Here is a 13,730-nt window from a genome sequence, read left to right as displayed (position 1 = left end):
GCAGGGGACCGGAGCTCCATCACCTCACGGAAGGGGCGGACCGCTACCCGGAAGCTCGTGTCGAGGAGACAGAAATGTCGACGAATCACCCCGACCCCGAAGCCACCGGTGCGGACACCCCGCACCTGGACTTCGAGGGAACGACGCCGTACGAGGACTATGTCCAGGCGGATGTCCTGACCCACCTCCAGCACCTGTGCTCGGACGATCCCGGCGAGATGGTCTTCCTGGTCACCACCCAGGTCATGGAGCTGTGGTTCACGGTCATCGTCCATGAGTGGGAGACCGCGACCCGCGCCCTGCGCGAGGACCGCATACCCGTCGCCCGCGACGCCCTGAAGCGTTCGCTGCGCGAGCTGGAGGCGCTCAACGACTCCTGGCGGCCGCTGGCCGGACTCACCCCCGCCCAGTTCAACTCCTACCGGGGCTCCCTCGGCGAGGGCTCCGGGTTCCAGTCGGCGATGTACCGGCGGATGGAGTTCCTGCTCGGCGACAAGTCCGCCTCCATGCTGGTGCCGCACCGGGGCGCGCCCCGCGTCCACGCCGAGCTGGAGAAGGCGCTCGGGGAGCCCAGCCTGTACGACGAGACCCTCTCCCTGCTGGCCCGGCGCGGCTATGCGATCCCCGAGGCGGTCACGGGCCGGGACCTGACCAAGCGGTACGAGCCATCGCCCGAGGTCGAGGCCGTGTGGGCGGAGATCTACGCCTCCGACGACCAGAACGACGAGCTGGTGCGCCTCGGCGAGCTGCTCACCGACGTCGGCGAGCTGGTCTGGCGCTGGCGCAACGACCACCTCGTCGCCACCCGGCGCGCGATGGGCTCCAAGACCGGCACCGGCGGTTCCGCCGGGGTGGCCTGGCTGGAGAAGCGCGCCACGAAGAACGTGTTCCCCGAGCTGTGGACGGCGCGCAGCCATGTCTGAGACCCCCCGCGCCACGGAGACGGGTCTTCGCGAGCGCGCCGCCGTCCTCGACGCCGCCGACCCGCTGGCCGCGCGGCGCAAGCTCTTCGCGCTCGACGACGGCGTCTACCTCGACGGCAACTCGCTGGGCGCGCTCCCCGTCCACGTCCCCGCTCGCGTGGGGGACGTCCTCACCCGCCAGTGGGGCGAGCTGCGCATCCGGTCGTGGGACGAGAGCGGCTGGTGGACCGCGCCCGAGCGGATCGGCGACCGGATCGCCCCGCTCGTCGGGGCCGCCGCCGGGCAGATCGTCGTCGGCGACTCGACCAGCGTGAACGTCTTCAAGGCCGTCGTCGCCGCGGGCCGGCTCGCGGGGGAGGGACGCGACGAGATCCTGGTTGACGCGACGACCTTTCCCACGGACGGGTACATCGCCTCGTCCGCCGCCCGGCTCACCGGCCACCGGATCGTGCCCGTCGCGCCCGCCGACGTCCCGGCCGCGCTCGGGCCGCGTACCGCCGCCGTGCTGCTCAACCACGTCGACTACCGCTCCGGCCGGCTGCACGACCTGCCCGGACTGACCGCCGCCGTCCACGCGGCGGGGGCGGTCGTGGTGTGGGACCTCTGCCACAGCGCCGGCGCGCTGCCGGTCGGGCTGGACGAGCACGGGGTGGACCTCGCGGTCGGCTGCACCTACAAGTACCTGAACGGCGGCCCCGGTTCGCCCGCGTACCTGTATGTCGCCGAGCGCCACCAGGCCGCCTTCGACTCGCCGCTCCCGGGCTGGAACTCGCACGCCGACCCGTTCGGCATGACGCCCGACTACGCCCCCGCGGACGGTTCCGTGCGGGGCCGGGTCGGTACGCCCGACATCGTCTCCATGCTGACGCTGGAGGCGGCGCTGGACGTGTGGGACGGGGTCTTGGTCGACGTGGTGCGGGCCAAGTCCCTCGCCCTGACGGACTTCTTCCTGGAGTGCGTCGAGGCGTACGTCCCGGCGGGCCGGGTCACCTCCGTCACCCCGTCCGCGCACGCCGAACGCGGCAGCCAGGTCGCCCTGCGCTGCGAGGGGGCCGAGCCCGTGATGCGCCGGCTGATCGAGCGGGGCGTCGTCGGCGACCTGCGGCGGCCGGACGTGCTGCGGTTCGGCTTCACCCCGCTGTACGTGGGGTTCGCCGACGCGGAACGGGCGGCGCGGATTCTCGCCGAGGTGCTCGCCGAGGCGCCTACCGACGACACCGTCGGCTGACGGGTCGTCACCGTCTGTTCGACCGGGCGGGGACGGTGCCGAGTGCTGGTACCGTCCCCGCAGGTCAGCCCAGTTGGGCAAGAGCACAGGCACGGGACACAGGCATAGGACGGTTGAGCAGCATGTCGGATTCTGCCGCGCGTGATCGGGACGTCGCCGAGACGGAGTCGGCGCTCGCGCATCCGGAGGTCGCGCCCGACCGGACCGCCGCCTACGGGGACCACCCCGACCAGGTCGTCGACTTCTACGCGCCGCGCGACGGCCGCACCGGCGCCCCGCTCGTCGTCCTCCTGCACGGCGGCGCCTGGCGGGCCCCGTACGACCGGGCCCATGTCTCCCCGTTCGCGGACTTCCTGGCCCGCCGGGGCTTCGCCGTGGCGAGCGTGGAGTACCGGCGCGGCGGCGACGACTTCCCGCAGCAGCGCGGCGGCGAAGCCCCGGCGGGCGGCGCAGACCCGGTCGCGGGGCGCTGGCCGGAGACCTTCGACGACGTGGCCGCCGCGATGGATGCGATGCCCGTGCTGGCCGCCCGCGAGCTGCCCGGGGCCGATGTGCGGCGGATCGTGGTCAGCGGGCACTCGGCGGGCGGGCACCTCGCCCTGTGGGCGGCGGCGCGGCACGTCCTGCCCGAGGGGTCGCCGTGGCGGCTGCCCGCCCCGCCGCCGCTGCGCGGGGTCGTCGCCCTGGCCCCGATCGCGGACTTCACGGTGGCGGCCGAACTGGGGGTGTGCGGCGGCGCGGTCGCCCAACTCCTGGGCGCGGGAAGCGACTTCGAGGGACGGGTGGCGCAGGCCGACCCCGGGGTGCTGCTGCCGACCGGGATCGCCACCGCGATCGTGCAGGGCGTCGAGGACATCGTCGTCCCGCAGGCCGTCTCCGAGGCGTACGTCGACGCGGCGGCCAGGTCCGGCGAGATGGTGGGGCTGACGCTGCTCGGCGGCGTCGGGCACTTCCCGCTGATCGATCCGGCCGCCGACGCCTGCGCGGTCGTGGCGGAGGAGATCACCCAGCTCGCCTGGTGAATCTCTTCCGGCCCCCAGCGCCGATTGCGGACGGAAGGTGTCCGCAAGGGTCTCTACGTTGGTCCTGTTGCCGCTCAGAGGGAGCCGGTACCGACGAAGGGGAACCTCATGACGATCCTGGTGACCGGAGCCACGGGAACGGTGGGCCGCCGCGTGGTCGAGCAGCTGCTGGAGCGCGGCGAGCACGTCCGGGCCCTGACCCGCGACCCGGCGCGGGCGGAGTTCCCGGACGGGGTCGAGGTCGTCGCCGGCGACCTCACGGACCCGGGGTCGCTGGGCCCGGCGCTGGACGGGGTGAGCGGGTTGCACCTCATCACCTTCGGCGGCGAGCTCTTCGCCCCGCTGGAGACCGGTGGGGAGATCCTCGCCCTGGCCCGGAAGGCCGGTGTGCGCCGGGTGACCGTGCTCCACGGCGGCGGCGAGACCCCGATGGAGGCGGCGGTGCGGGCGAGCGACTTCGCCTGGGCCGTCGTGATGCCGGTGGAGTTCATGGCGAACGCCCTGGAGTGGGCTTCCGGCATCAGGAGCGAGGGCGTGGTGCGTGAGCCCTTCGTCGGCCGGCTGAGCGCGATGGTCCACGAGGCGGACATCGGGGCGGTGGCGGCGGCGGCCCTCACCGAGGACGGCCACGGCGGCCAGGAGTACCTGATCACCGGGCCGCAGGCGCTGACCGTCGCCGACAAGACGGCGGCCATCGCGGCGGCGCGGGGCGCGGACGTGGAGCTGGTCGAGCTGACCGAGGAGCAGGCGCTTGAGGCCTGGCGGGGCCAGGGCATGCCGGAGGACGTGATCGCTTTCCTGATCGACGTCTACCGGGACACCCCGCCGGAGGGCCGGACCGTGATCGACACGGTGGAGAAGGTCACCGGACGGCCGGCGCGGACCTTCGCACAGTGGGCGCAGGAGCACGCGGACCACTTCCGCCCGGGGGCCTGAGAAGGCTGCCACCAGGGGTTTTCCGACTCCTGACGCGGTAGGGCGGAGGCGGGTAGTCCTTGAGAGGGACGCCCCGGAATCCGTAGCGATGCTGACGACCCGCCGTCCGCCGCCGCCTACCGTGGAAGCGTGACCGAGACCCAGACAAAGACCAGCAGCCCGGAGTTCCGGGCCGCCGCAGGGGCGATAGACGGCCTGCGGAACGACCTCCTGCGCCAGGTGTTCGCCTACCGTCCCCTGCCGCCGCTCAACCCCGACGGACGCGTCATCCGGCTGCTGCCCGAGGGGATGCGCAGGCTCGTCGTCTGGACCCCGCACGCCCTGGTGCTGTTCGCCGCCTTCGTCGTGCTGCTGGCCGGGTTCGCGGAGTGGGACTACCGCTTCCTGATGGGCGTGGTGCCCGCGATCCCGGTCGCGATGACCCTGATCCGGCCCGTCGCCGCGTTCTGGGGATCGATGCTGGCGACCGTCTTCTGCGGGGTCCTGGGCGGCGATCTGTGGAATCCGAGCTCCTTCATGGCCCAGGTGGTGGTCATGGTGGTCGTGGCCGCCCGGACCCGCCCCCGTACGGCCGCCTGGATGTGGCTGCTGACCCTGCTGTTCGGGGTGCTGGTGGAGGCCGGAGACCCGTCGATCACCGCGCCCCTGGTGACGGTCTCCGCCCTCGCGCTGCTCGTCGTCGCCGTGGTCCAGATCCGGCGCGACGCCGAGCGCGAGGTCACCGTGCAGCGCACCGTCACCGCCGTCGAGCGGGACCGGCGCACCCTGCTGGAGGAGCGCACCACCATCGCCCGGGAGCTGCACGACGTGGTGGCCCACCACATGTCGGTGGTCGCGATCCAGGCCGAGGCCGCCCCGTACCGGGTCGAGAACCCGCCGCCGGAGCTGGAGCAGGCCTTCGTCACCATCCGGGAGAACGCGGTGGCAGCCCTCACCGAGCTGCGCCGCGTCCTCGGGGTCGTCCGGGCGGAGGACTACGAGGCCCCCGACGCCCCGCAGCCCACCCTCGCCGCGCTGGACGGCCTCCTGGACAACGTCCGCGAGACGGGCCTGGAGACGGAGAAGGTGATCACCGGGGCCGTCCGCGAACTGCCGCAGGGCGTCGAGCTGTCGGCGTACCGGATCGTCCAGGAGGCCCTGAGCAACAGCCTGCGGCACGCGCCGGGCGCCTCCGCCCGGGTCGAGCTCGGCTACGTCCTCGGCGGGCTCGGGCTGCGCGTGGTCAACGGACCCCCGCGCGGCCTGGTCAAGCCCTCGCCGGGGGCCGGGCACGGAATCACCGGGATGCGGGAGCGGGTAGCGATGCTGAACGGCGAGATGACGGCCGGGGCGACGGAGGACGGCGGATACGAGATCGCCGTGTTCCTCCCCGTACCGCTGTCGGACGGGCCGGAGCCACGGGGGACGGCCGGCGGCACGGCGGACGCCACGGGCGACGCGGACACGGTCGTCGTCGAACGAGGCGGCGGCGCATGAGCGACACCGACATCCGGGTCCTGATCGTCGACGACCAGATGATGGTCCGCGAGGGCTTCTCGGTCCTGCTCAACGCGATGCCGGGGATCACCGTCGTCGGCGAGGCGGTCGACGGGCGCCAGGCCCTCGCCCAGGTCGCCGCGCTCCGCCCGGACGTGGTCCTGATGGACATCCGCATGCCGGAGATGAACGGCATCGAGGCGACCCGCGAGATCGTCGCGCGGGACGCCGACGCGAAGGTGCTGGTGCTGACGACCTTCGACCTCGACGAGTACGTCTACCAGGCGCTGCGGGCCGGGGCCTCGGGCTTCCTCCTCAAGGACGCCTCCGCCCGGCAGCTCGCCGACGGGGTACGGGTGGTGGCCTCGGGCGAGGCGCTGCTCGCCCCGACGGTGACCCGGCGGCTGATCACCGAGTTCTCCAAGCTCGCCGAGACCCCGCGCCCGCCCGCCCTGGCCCGGATCGGCGACCTCACCGAACGCGAGACGGAGGTGCTCGTCCTGATCGCGCAGGGGCTCTCCAACGCGGAGATCGCCTCGCATCTGATCGTCGCCGAGTCCACGATCAAGACGCACGTCAGCCGCATCCTGGTGAAGCTGGGGCTGCGCGACCGGACCCAGGCGGCGGTGTTCGCCTACGAGGCACGGCTGGTCACTCCGGGGTAGCACCCCCGTACGGCCGGGGCGGGCGGTCCGGGGAGGGCGCGGGCGGGACACCCCTTGCGCCGGCGGCGGGCGCCGGTAGCGTCGGGTCATGCACGTGTCCTTCGACCCCTGGTCGCCCGCGTTCGTCGCCGACCCCTACCCCGCCTACACCGCGCTGCGCGCCGCCGGCCGGGCGCACTGGTTCGAGCCGACGGGCCAGTGGCTGATCCCGCACCACTCCGACGTATCGGCCCTGCTGCGCGACCGGCGCCTCGGCCGGACGTATCTGCACCGTTTCAGCCACGAGGAGTTCGGCCGGACCCCGCCGCCCGCCGCGCACGAGCCGTTCACCACGCTCAACGGGCAGGGCATCCTCGATCTGGAGGCCCCGGACCACCCCCGGATCCGGCGGCTGATCTCCAGGGCGTTCACCCCGCGTACGGTCGAGAACCTCGCCCCGACCGTACGGCGGCTGGCGGCCGAGCTGGTCGACGCCTTCGTGGCGAAGGGCGGCGGGGATCTTCTCGCGGAGGTCGCGGAGCCGCTGCCGGTCGCCGTGATCGCGGAGATGCTGGGCGTTCCGGAGGCGGACCGGGGGCTGCTGCGGCCCTGGTCGGCGGCGATCTGCGGGATGTTCGAGCTGAATCCTTCCGAGGAGACGGCCGAGGCCGCCGTCCGCGCCTCCGTCGACTTCTCCGCGTATCTGCGCGGGCTCATCGCCGAGCGGCGTGCGGACCCCGGCGAGGACCTGGTCTCGGCGCTCATCGCCGCCCACGACGAGGGCGAGCGGCTGACCGAGCAGGAGATGATCTCGACCTGTGTGCTCCTGCTGAACGCGGGCCACGAGGCGACGGTGAACACAGCCGTCAACGGCTGGCGCACCCTCTTCCACCACCCGGAGCAGCTGGCCGCGCTGCGCGCCGACCCCACGCTGCTGCCCACCGCTGTCGAGGAACTGCTGCGCTACGACACCCCGTTGCAGATGTTCGAGCGCTGGGTGCTCGACGACATCGAGATCGACGGCCAGGTGATCGGGCGGGGCGCGGAGGTGGCGCTGCTGTTCGGCTCGGCCAACCGGGACCCGGAGCGGTTCGCGCGCCCGGACACGCTGGACCTGTCCCGGGAGGACAACCCGCACATCACCTTCGGCGCGGGCATCCACTTCTGCCTGGGCGCCCCGCTGGCCCGGCTGGAGCTGGCCGCCTCCTTCGGGGAGCTGCTCCGCAAGGCGCCGGCCCTGCGGATGACGGCCGAGCCCGAGTGGCGGCCGGGGTATGTGATCCGGGGGCTGAAGGAGCTGCGGGCGGAGGTGTAGCGCGTTGCTGCGGCTGCTGCGGCTGCTGCGGCTGCTGCGGTTCCTGCGGTTCCTGCGGTTCCTGCGACTCCGGGGCTCAGCAGGGGTCGTAGCACTCCGGCCTCGGCGCTCCGGCCAGCGCGTCCACGCCGACGCCGACCGCGAAGAGCACGGCGATGCCCACGACGAGGCCGATCGCCCGCTTCCAGTCACCCCGGACCAGGAAGAACACGGCCAGGGCCGCCGCGATCCCGCCGAGGATCATGAGGGGCAGGCCGACCCAGAGCACGTTCCAGTTGGAGGCGCCCTCGAAGCCGTCGAGGAGGCCGCCCTTGCCGTGCGGGGCCCAGAGCACGATGCCCGCGAGCGCTCCGGCGAAGGCCGTCAGACAGCCGGCGGTTCCGACGACGGCTTCCCGCCGTGAGTTCTGGATCTCCATGCGGTGGAGGACGCGGCGGGGTGCGAGCGCGGTTCCGCTTACGGGGGCGCTGCCCCCGGACCCCCGCTCCTCAAACGCAGGAGGGGCTGGCTGGGTCGGCGGGGCTGGAGGAGCGGGGCCCGGGGCCGACCCCCGGTTTCACGTCAGCGGGTACGACGACCTGCCCGACGCCTCGTCGATCTCGTCGTGCGCCTTGGTCAGCAGTTTCATCGCCAGTTCGTTCAGCGCTCTGGCCCCCGCGATCTCCTCGCCGACCCGCTGCTGGTCGGAGTCCGAGGGATGGCGGCTGGCGTAGCCGTGGGCGCGTACCTCTGTTCCGTCGGAGAGGCGGACGAGCGCCGCCGCGCGGGTGCGGTGGGCGTCCTCCTCGAATTCGAGGTCGATGTGCCATCCGACAGCGATCCTGGTCATGACGGTCACCTCCGGGACGTCTCGGGCCGTCTTCTACCAGCGTGCGCCCGCTGCCCCGTCCGCGCTCGCCGGGCTCGGCAGCATCAACCCCCAGGCGCCCGCCCGGACCGTCCAGGTCCGGGTGCGCACCGGCCCCCCGGTCCGTATGTCCGCCCGGTAGCGGAAGTCCGCGCCGGAGACCGTGACCGCCTTGGCCTCCGCCGTGACGTCCTCGCCCGAGGCGGCCCGGACGACGACGTCGGCCAGGCCCCCGCCGCCCTGGGAGGTCACCTGGACGCCCCGTACGGGCGTGTCCAGGTCGCTCAGCAGCACCCCGTCCGCCTCGACGCGCAGCCGGTGCGTGCCCGGGTGCGTGTTGGCGGCGACCGGGGCCGGGCGGACCAGGGACGTCATCAGCGAGCGGCAGGTGTCCCAGACGCCCGTGACGCCCGCGTGCGGGCCCCCCGGGCCGGGCGGCGGAGCCGGGGCGGGGATGCGCAGGCGGCCGAGGACGACGCCGTCGCTGTCGTCGACCAAGAGGTCCAGGCGTCGCACCGCGCCGTCCAGCGCGGTCCGTGCGGCCGCCACCGCGCCCCGGGGGACGCCGAGGGCGTGGGCCACCTCCAGGGCGTGCGCCGCGCCGACGGGGATCAGGGAGAGGACGCCGGCGGCCAGCTCCCGTTCGCGGTGGAGCTGGGCCACCGCGCGCAGCAGCGCGTGATCGTCGCCGACCACCACGGGCCTGCGCGAACCCCGCCGGGACAGGGCCCGGGCGAACTCCTCGGGGGTGTCCGGAAGGCAGATCTTGGCGTGCGAGCCGGCGCTCAGCACGTCCTTGGCGATACGGACGGACTCGCCGTCGGTACGGCGGGCGACGGGGTCGATGACCACCAGGAGCTGGTCGTCTCCGTCGCCGGGGGGCTCTGCAGCCGACACCTCGGTCCTTCCTCGGGTAGCATCTTGGTGCAAGAGCCCCTTGCGCTATTGCGCCAGGGGCTTCGTCTATTCCGGGGCACCCGGTTCGACGGCTCAGGCTTTGCCGTACATCGTCGTACGGCAGGTACGACCTTTACGTACGCCCCCTGACCTTGGACATGCCCCGCCCGGAAGGGGTGTACGCCTGTGCCCGCACTTGTGCTGCTCGGTGCTCAGTGGGGTGACGAGGGCAAGGGGAAGGCCACCGACCTCCTCGGTGGATCCGTGGACTATGTCGTGCGATACCAAGGCGGTAACAACGCCGGTCACACGGTCGTCGTGGGCGACCAGAAGTACGCACTGCATCTCCTCCCCTCCGGAATCCTGTCGCCGGGGTGTACCCCGGTCATCGGGAACGGTGTCGTGGTCGACCCGGCGGTCCTGCTCTCCGAGCTGAGCGGTCTGAACGAGCGAGGCGTCGACACGTCCAAGCTTCTGATCAGCGGCAACGCTCATTTGATCACTCCGTACAACGTCACGCTCGACAAGGTGACCGAGCGCTTCCTGGGGAAGCGCAAGATCGGCACGACGGGCCGTGGCATCGGTCCGACGTACGCCGACAAGATCAACCGGGTGGGGATCCGCGTCCAGGACCTCTACGACGAGTCGATCCTGGAGCAGAAGGTGGAGGCGGCCCTGGAGCAGAAGAACCAGCTCCTGGCCAAGGTCTTCAACCGCCGGGCCATCGAGGCCGGCAAGGTCGTCGAGGACATGCTCCAGTACGCGGAGCAGATCAAGCCGTTCGTCGCCGACACCACCCTGATCCTGAACGATGCCATCGACGAGGGCAAGGTCGTCCTCTTCGAGGGCGGCCAGGGCACCCTGCTCGACGTCGACCACGGCACGTACCCCTTCGTCACCTCGTCGAACCCGACCGCGGGCGGCGCCTGCACCGGGGCCGGCGTGGGCCCGACGAAGATCAGCCGGGTCATCGGCATCCTCAAGGCCTATACGACGCGGGTCGGGGCCGGTCCGTTCCCGACGGAGCTGCACGACGAGGACGGCGAGGCGCTGCGGCGCATCGGCGGCGAGCGCGGTGTCACCACCGGCCGTGACCGCCGCTGTGGTTGGTTCGACGCCCCGATCGCGCGGTACGCGACCCGGGTCAACGGCCTGACCGACTTCTTCCTCACCAAGCTGGACGTCCTCACCGGCTGGGAGCAGATCCCGGTCTGCGTGGCGTACGAGATCGACGGCAAGCGCGTCGAGGAGCTCCCGTACAACCAGACCGACTTCCACCACGCGAAGCCGATCTACGAGAACCTGCCGGGCTGGTCCGAGGACATCACGAAGGCCAAGACCTTCGACGACCTGCCGAAGAACGCGCAGGCGTACGTGAAGGCCCTGGAGGAGATGTCGGGCGCTCCGATCTCCGCGATCGGCGTCGGCCCCGGCCGGACCGAGACCATCGAGATCAACTCGTTCCTGTAGGGGACGGGCGAGCGACACCGCGGCGGCGGCGGATGACGGGCATGACCCGTCGTCCGCCGCCGCGCGCGTTCACGCGCTCTCCCGTTCACCGCTACACCGGTTTCGGTGACGGCTCCCGCGCGGCGGATTCCGGCTGTGCCGCGCTGTCCTCGGCGAGGAGTACGGCGATGAGCGCGGCGCCGAGGACGAGCAGCCCGGCGGCGATGGTGAGCGTCAGGGAGAACCCTTCCGTCGCCGCGCGCAGCGGGCCGACGGAACCGGTCAGCTCCTCGCTGCGGCGGGTGGCCACGGAGACCAGGACGGCCAGTCCCACGGCGCCGCCGATCTGCTGCACCGAGCTGAGGACCGCCGAGCCGAGGCCCGCGTTCTCCGCGTCGGTGCCGAAGACCCCGGCGATGGCGAGGGCGGGGAAGCCGAGGCCGGAGCCGAAGCTCACCACCAGCATGCCGGGCAGCACGCCGATCGCGTAGCTGTCGTTCGGCGACACCCCGGACAGCAGCAGGAGCCCGCCCGCGCTGATCAGGAACGCCAGGACCAGGGCCCACCGCAGCCCGAGCCTGACCGCCAGGCGGGAGGAGCACCAGACGCCGGTGAGGATGCCCGCGCCGTAGGGAAGAAAGCCGAAGCCGGCCTTGAGCGGCCCGTATCCCAGCACCGTCTGCAGATGCAGCATCAGCAGGAAGGACAGGGAGAAGAAGGCGGCGGCGAAGAGCAGGCCCGCGGCGTTGGAGACCGCGCGGATCCTGACGGAGAGGAAGGACAGCGGGACGAGCGGATCCGCCGTGCGTGCCTCGACCAGGAGGAAGAGGGCCCCCAGGGCGATGCCGAGCAGCAGCGGCGCCACGACCGGCAGGTCGCTCCAGCCCGCGTGCTCGGTCTGGAGGAGGGCGTAGACCAGGGAGACGACGGCGCCGGTGCCCAGCAGCGCGCCCGGGACGTCCAGCCGGGTGGGGCGGTCGGTGCGGCTCTCGCCGACCAGGCGGGGCAGGAGCACCAGGGCCAGGGCTGCGACCGGCAGATTGATGAGGAAGATCCAGCGCCAGGACGCCAGCCCGGTGAGCGCCCCGGAGATCACCACCCCGGCGGTGCCGCCCAGGCCGGCGATGGCGCCCCAGATGCCGAGCGCCCTGGCGCGCTCCTCGCGGCCGGGGAAGAGCAGGGTGATCAGCGCCAGGGCCGCCGGACTGGCCATGGCCGCGCCCGCCCCCTGGGCGAACCGTCCGGCCACGAGCTGCCAGGGTTCCTGGGCGAGTCCGCAGAGCAGGCTCGCGGCGCCGAACAGGGTCACGCCCCAGAGGAAGACCCGGCGGCGGCCGATGAGGTCGCCGAGGCGGCCGAAGAGCAGCAGCAGGCCGCCGAACGCGAGGAAGTACGCGTTGGCGACCCAGGTCAGGTCCGTGGTGCTGAAGCCGAGGTCGCCCCTGATGCTGGGGAGGGCGACGTTCACGACGGTGTCGTCCAGCACCAGCATGAACTGGACGAAGCAGAGAACGACGAGTACGGCCTGTCGGCGGGGGTGTGCGGTGATCACCCGACGACGCTATGGAGGGGGTGTCACTCGCCGCAATGGCTCGACCGGCCATATACCCGGGGTGGGTATCAGGCCCCGACTGTCGGGCCCCGGGGTGACCGGGCGGAGCTGCAGGGCGTGGCTGGTCTAGACCTTGACAGGTTCAGACCAGGCGGGCTTGGGTGGTGGCCCGTCATGTCGGCCTGCCGGGATGCTCGGTGTGCCGCGCCGAAGGAGTGAGCAGCCCTGAACCGCATCGTTCGTCGCATCGATCGCATCAATCGCATCGCTCGTGCCAAGAGGTTCCTGACCGTCCCGGCGGCCCTGGCCACCCTCGCCGCCGCTCTCGTGACGGCGGCCCCCGCCGCGTCGGCCGCCGCCCCCGTCGGCGGGCCCTGCGCACCGCTCCACAGCGCGTCGGCCGACTACCGCGCCGGGGACACCGTCTCCCACCACGGGCGCAACTGGAGCGCCAAGTGGTGGACGCGGGGCGAGAATCCGGGGGCCGGGTCCGCCTGGTCGGACCGGGGCGCCTGTGCGGGAGGGGTGTCCGACTTCGTCATCAGCGAGCAGCGGTTCGACGAGATCTTCCCGAACCGCGACCCCTTCTACACGTACCAGGGCCTGATCGACGCGCTGCACGCCTATCCGCGCTTCGCCAACGTCGGTACGCCGCAGACGCGGGCCCGGGAGGCGGCGGCGTTCCTGACGCACGCGGACTTCGAGTCGGTGGGGCTGAGGTACGTCAAGGAGATCAACGAGGCCAACTACTGGCGCAAGTGCGACGACACCCAGCCCTTCGGCTGCCCGGCGGGGCGCGAGGCGTACTACGGGCGCGGCCCGATCATGTTCAGCTGGAACTTCAACTACAAGGCCGCCGGGGACGCCCTCGGGCTCGACCTGCTGAACGATCCCTGGCTGGTCGAGCGGGATCCGTCCGTCGCCTGGGCCACCGCCCTCTGGTACTGGAACACCCAGAACGGCCCCGGCACCATGACGTCCCACGACGCGATGGTCGGCGGCGCCGGCTTCGGCGAGACGATCCGCTCGCTCAACGGGGCCCTGGAGTGCGACGGCGGCAACCCGGGCTCGGTCACCGCGCGGGTGGAGCGGTACGAGCGCATCACCGGCATCGTCGGGGTGGCCCCGGGGGCCGGGCTCACCTGCTGAGCCTGCGGGCCCGGTGTCCGCAGGTCGTCCGAAACCGTCCGCATGCTGGGCGGGCCGGAAGATTTTACCTTCGGTTCCGCCCCCGTTCGCGGGCGATCCGGATGGACTCCTTCCGGAATAGCGGCTGTTGAGGGCCCCTTGACACGTTCGCCCCGGGCGGCGGCGGTCGAAACCGGTGGAACCGGCACCTTCTTCGAGGATGGTCTAGACCTTGACAGGTCCAGACCATCCTCGCTTGAGTATCGGCACCCCCACTGCGGCGCAGGCCGGACGTCGCGCCGCGTCCAAGGAG

General features: G+C 72.4%; 13 protein-coding genes. 9 read left to right on the top strand and 4 right to left on the bottom strand.

The genetic code is table 11. The features are described from left to right. Positions 1-74 precede the first annotated feature (74 nt). The 7 genes from AC3CH1_RS12505 to AC3CH1_RS12475 all read left to right on the top strand — a co-directional run bounded on the left by AC3CH1_RS12505 (position 75) and on the right by AC3CH1_RS12475 (position 7,544). Entirely contained in the window at positions 75-923 is an 849-nt protein-coding gene (locus tag AC3CH1_RS12505) for a tryptophan 2,3-dioxygenase family protein (protein ID WP_488462967.1), read from the top strand. Further along, positions 916-2,151 carry a kynureninase gene (gene kynU / locus AC3CH1_RS12500; protein ID WP_488462966.1) on the top strand — a complete coding sequence of 412 codons (1,236 nt, stop codon included), beginning with the start codon at positions 916-918 and terminating at the stop codon, positions 2,149-2,151. The genes AC3CH1_RS12505 and kynU overlap by 8 nt, the downstream gene beginning before the upstream one ends. A 122-nt stretch (positions 2,152-2,273) precedes the next feature. Further along, positions 2,274-3,173 (top strand): alpha/beta hydrolase, encoded by a 900-nt coding sequence (locus AC3CH1_RS12495; protein WP_488462965.1) that lies wholly within the window; start codon positions 2,274-2,276, stop codon positions 3,171-3,173. 108 nt (positions 3,174-3,281) lie between these two features. Then, positions 3,282-4,109, top strand: a complete 828-nt coding sequence (locus tag AC3CH1_RS12490) for an NAD(P)H-binding protein (protein ID WP_488462964.1) — start codon at positions 3,282-3,284, stop codon at positions 4,107-4,109. A gap of 129 nt (positions 4,110-4,238) precedes the next feature. Beyond that, a complete protein-coding gene (locus AC3CH1_RS12485; protein ID WP_488462963.1) occupies positions 4,239-5,585 on the top strand; it encodes a sensor histidine kinase in 1,347 nt (448 codons plus the stop codon). After that, positions 5,582-6,250, top strand: a complete 669-nt coding sequence (locus AC3CH1_RS12480) for a response regulator (RefSeq protein ID WP_018961803.1) — start codon at positions 5,582-5,584, stop codon at positions 6,248-6,250. Before AC3CH1_RS12485 ends, AC3CH1_RS12480 begins: the two co-directional genes overlap by 4 nt. 88 nt (positions 6,251-6,338) lie before the next feature. Next, positions 6,339-7,544, top strand: a complete 1,206-nt coding sequence (locus AC3CH1_RS12475; protein ID WP_488462962.1) for a cytochrome P450 — start codon at positions 6,339-6,341, stop codon at positions 7,542-7,544. A gap of 76 nt (positions 7,545-7,620) precedes the next feature. On the opposite strand, the gene AC3CH1_RS12470 is transcribed toward AC3CH1_RS12475, so the two are convergent. The 3 genes from AC3CH1_RS12470 to AC3CH1_RS12460 form a co-directional block, all read right to left on the bottom strand. Further along, the gene (locus tag AC3CH1_RS12470; RefSeq protein ID WP_488462961.1) at positions 7,621-7,962 is read right to left on the bottom strand and encodes a hypothetical protein; all 342 of its coding nucleotides are present in this window, start codon (positions 7,960-7,962) and stop codon (positions 7,621-7,623) included. A gap of 138 nt (positions 7,963-8,100) precedes the next feature. Continuing rightward, positions 8,101-8,373, bottom strand: coding sequence for a DUF1876 domain-containing protein (locus AC3CH1_RS12465; RefSeq protein WP_488462960.1), 273 nt, complete (start codon positions 8,371-8,373; stop codon positions 8,101-8,103). Between the two features lie 33 nt (positions 8,374-8,406). Further along, complete coding sequence (locus tag AC3CH1_RS12460; RefSeq protein WP_488462959.1) at positions 8,407-9,288, bottom strand: diacylglycerol kinase family protein; 882 nt, start codon at positions 9,286-9,288, stop codon at positions 8,407-8,409. Positions 9,289-9,474: 186 nt separating this feature from the next. Here AC3CH1_RS12460 and AC3CH1_RS12455 point away from each other — a divergent pair, with 186 nt between their 5' ends. Further along, positions 9,475-10,758, top strand: a complete 1,284-nt coding sequence (locus AC3CH1_RS12455) for an adenylosuccinate synthase (RefSeq protein ID WP_215110397.1) — start codon at positions 9,475-9,477, stop codon at positions 10,756-10,758. A gap of 91 nt (positions 10,759-10,849) precedes the next feature. On the opposite strand, the gene AC3CH1_RS12450 is transcribed toward AC3CH1_RS12455, so the two are convergent. Beyond that, complete coding sequence (locus tag AC3CH1_RS12450) at positions 10,850-12,229, bottom strand: MFS transporter (protein WP_488463486.1); 1,380 nt, start codon at positions 12,227-12,229, stop codon at positions 10,850-10,852. Positions 12,230-12,553: 324 nt separating this feature from the next. On the opposite strand from AC3CH1_RS12450, the gene AC3CH1_RS12445 reads away from it, so the two are divergent. Further along, the gene (locus AC3CH1_RS12445) at positions 12,554-13,438 is read left to right on the top strand and encodes a glycoside hydrolase family 19 protein (RefSeq protein WP_488463485.1); all 885 of its coding nucleotides are present in this window, start codon (positions 12,554-12,556) and stop codon (positions 13,436-13,438) included. The last annotated feature ends 292 nt before the right edge of the window (positions 13,439-13,730 follow it).

The organism is Streptomyces sp. MGP-P1, assembly GCF_057766565.1.
The sequence above is the reverse complement of the archived record's forward strand: the minus strand, read 5'-3'. Positions and strand labels throughout refer to the sequence as shown.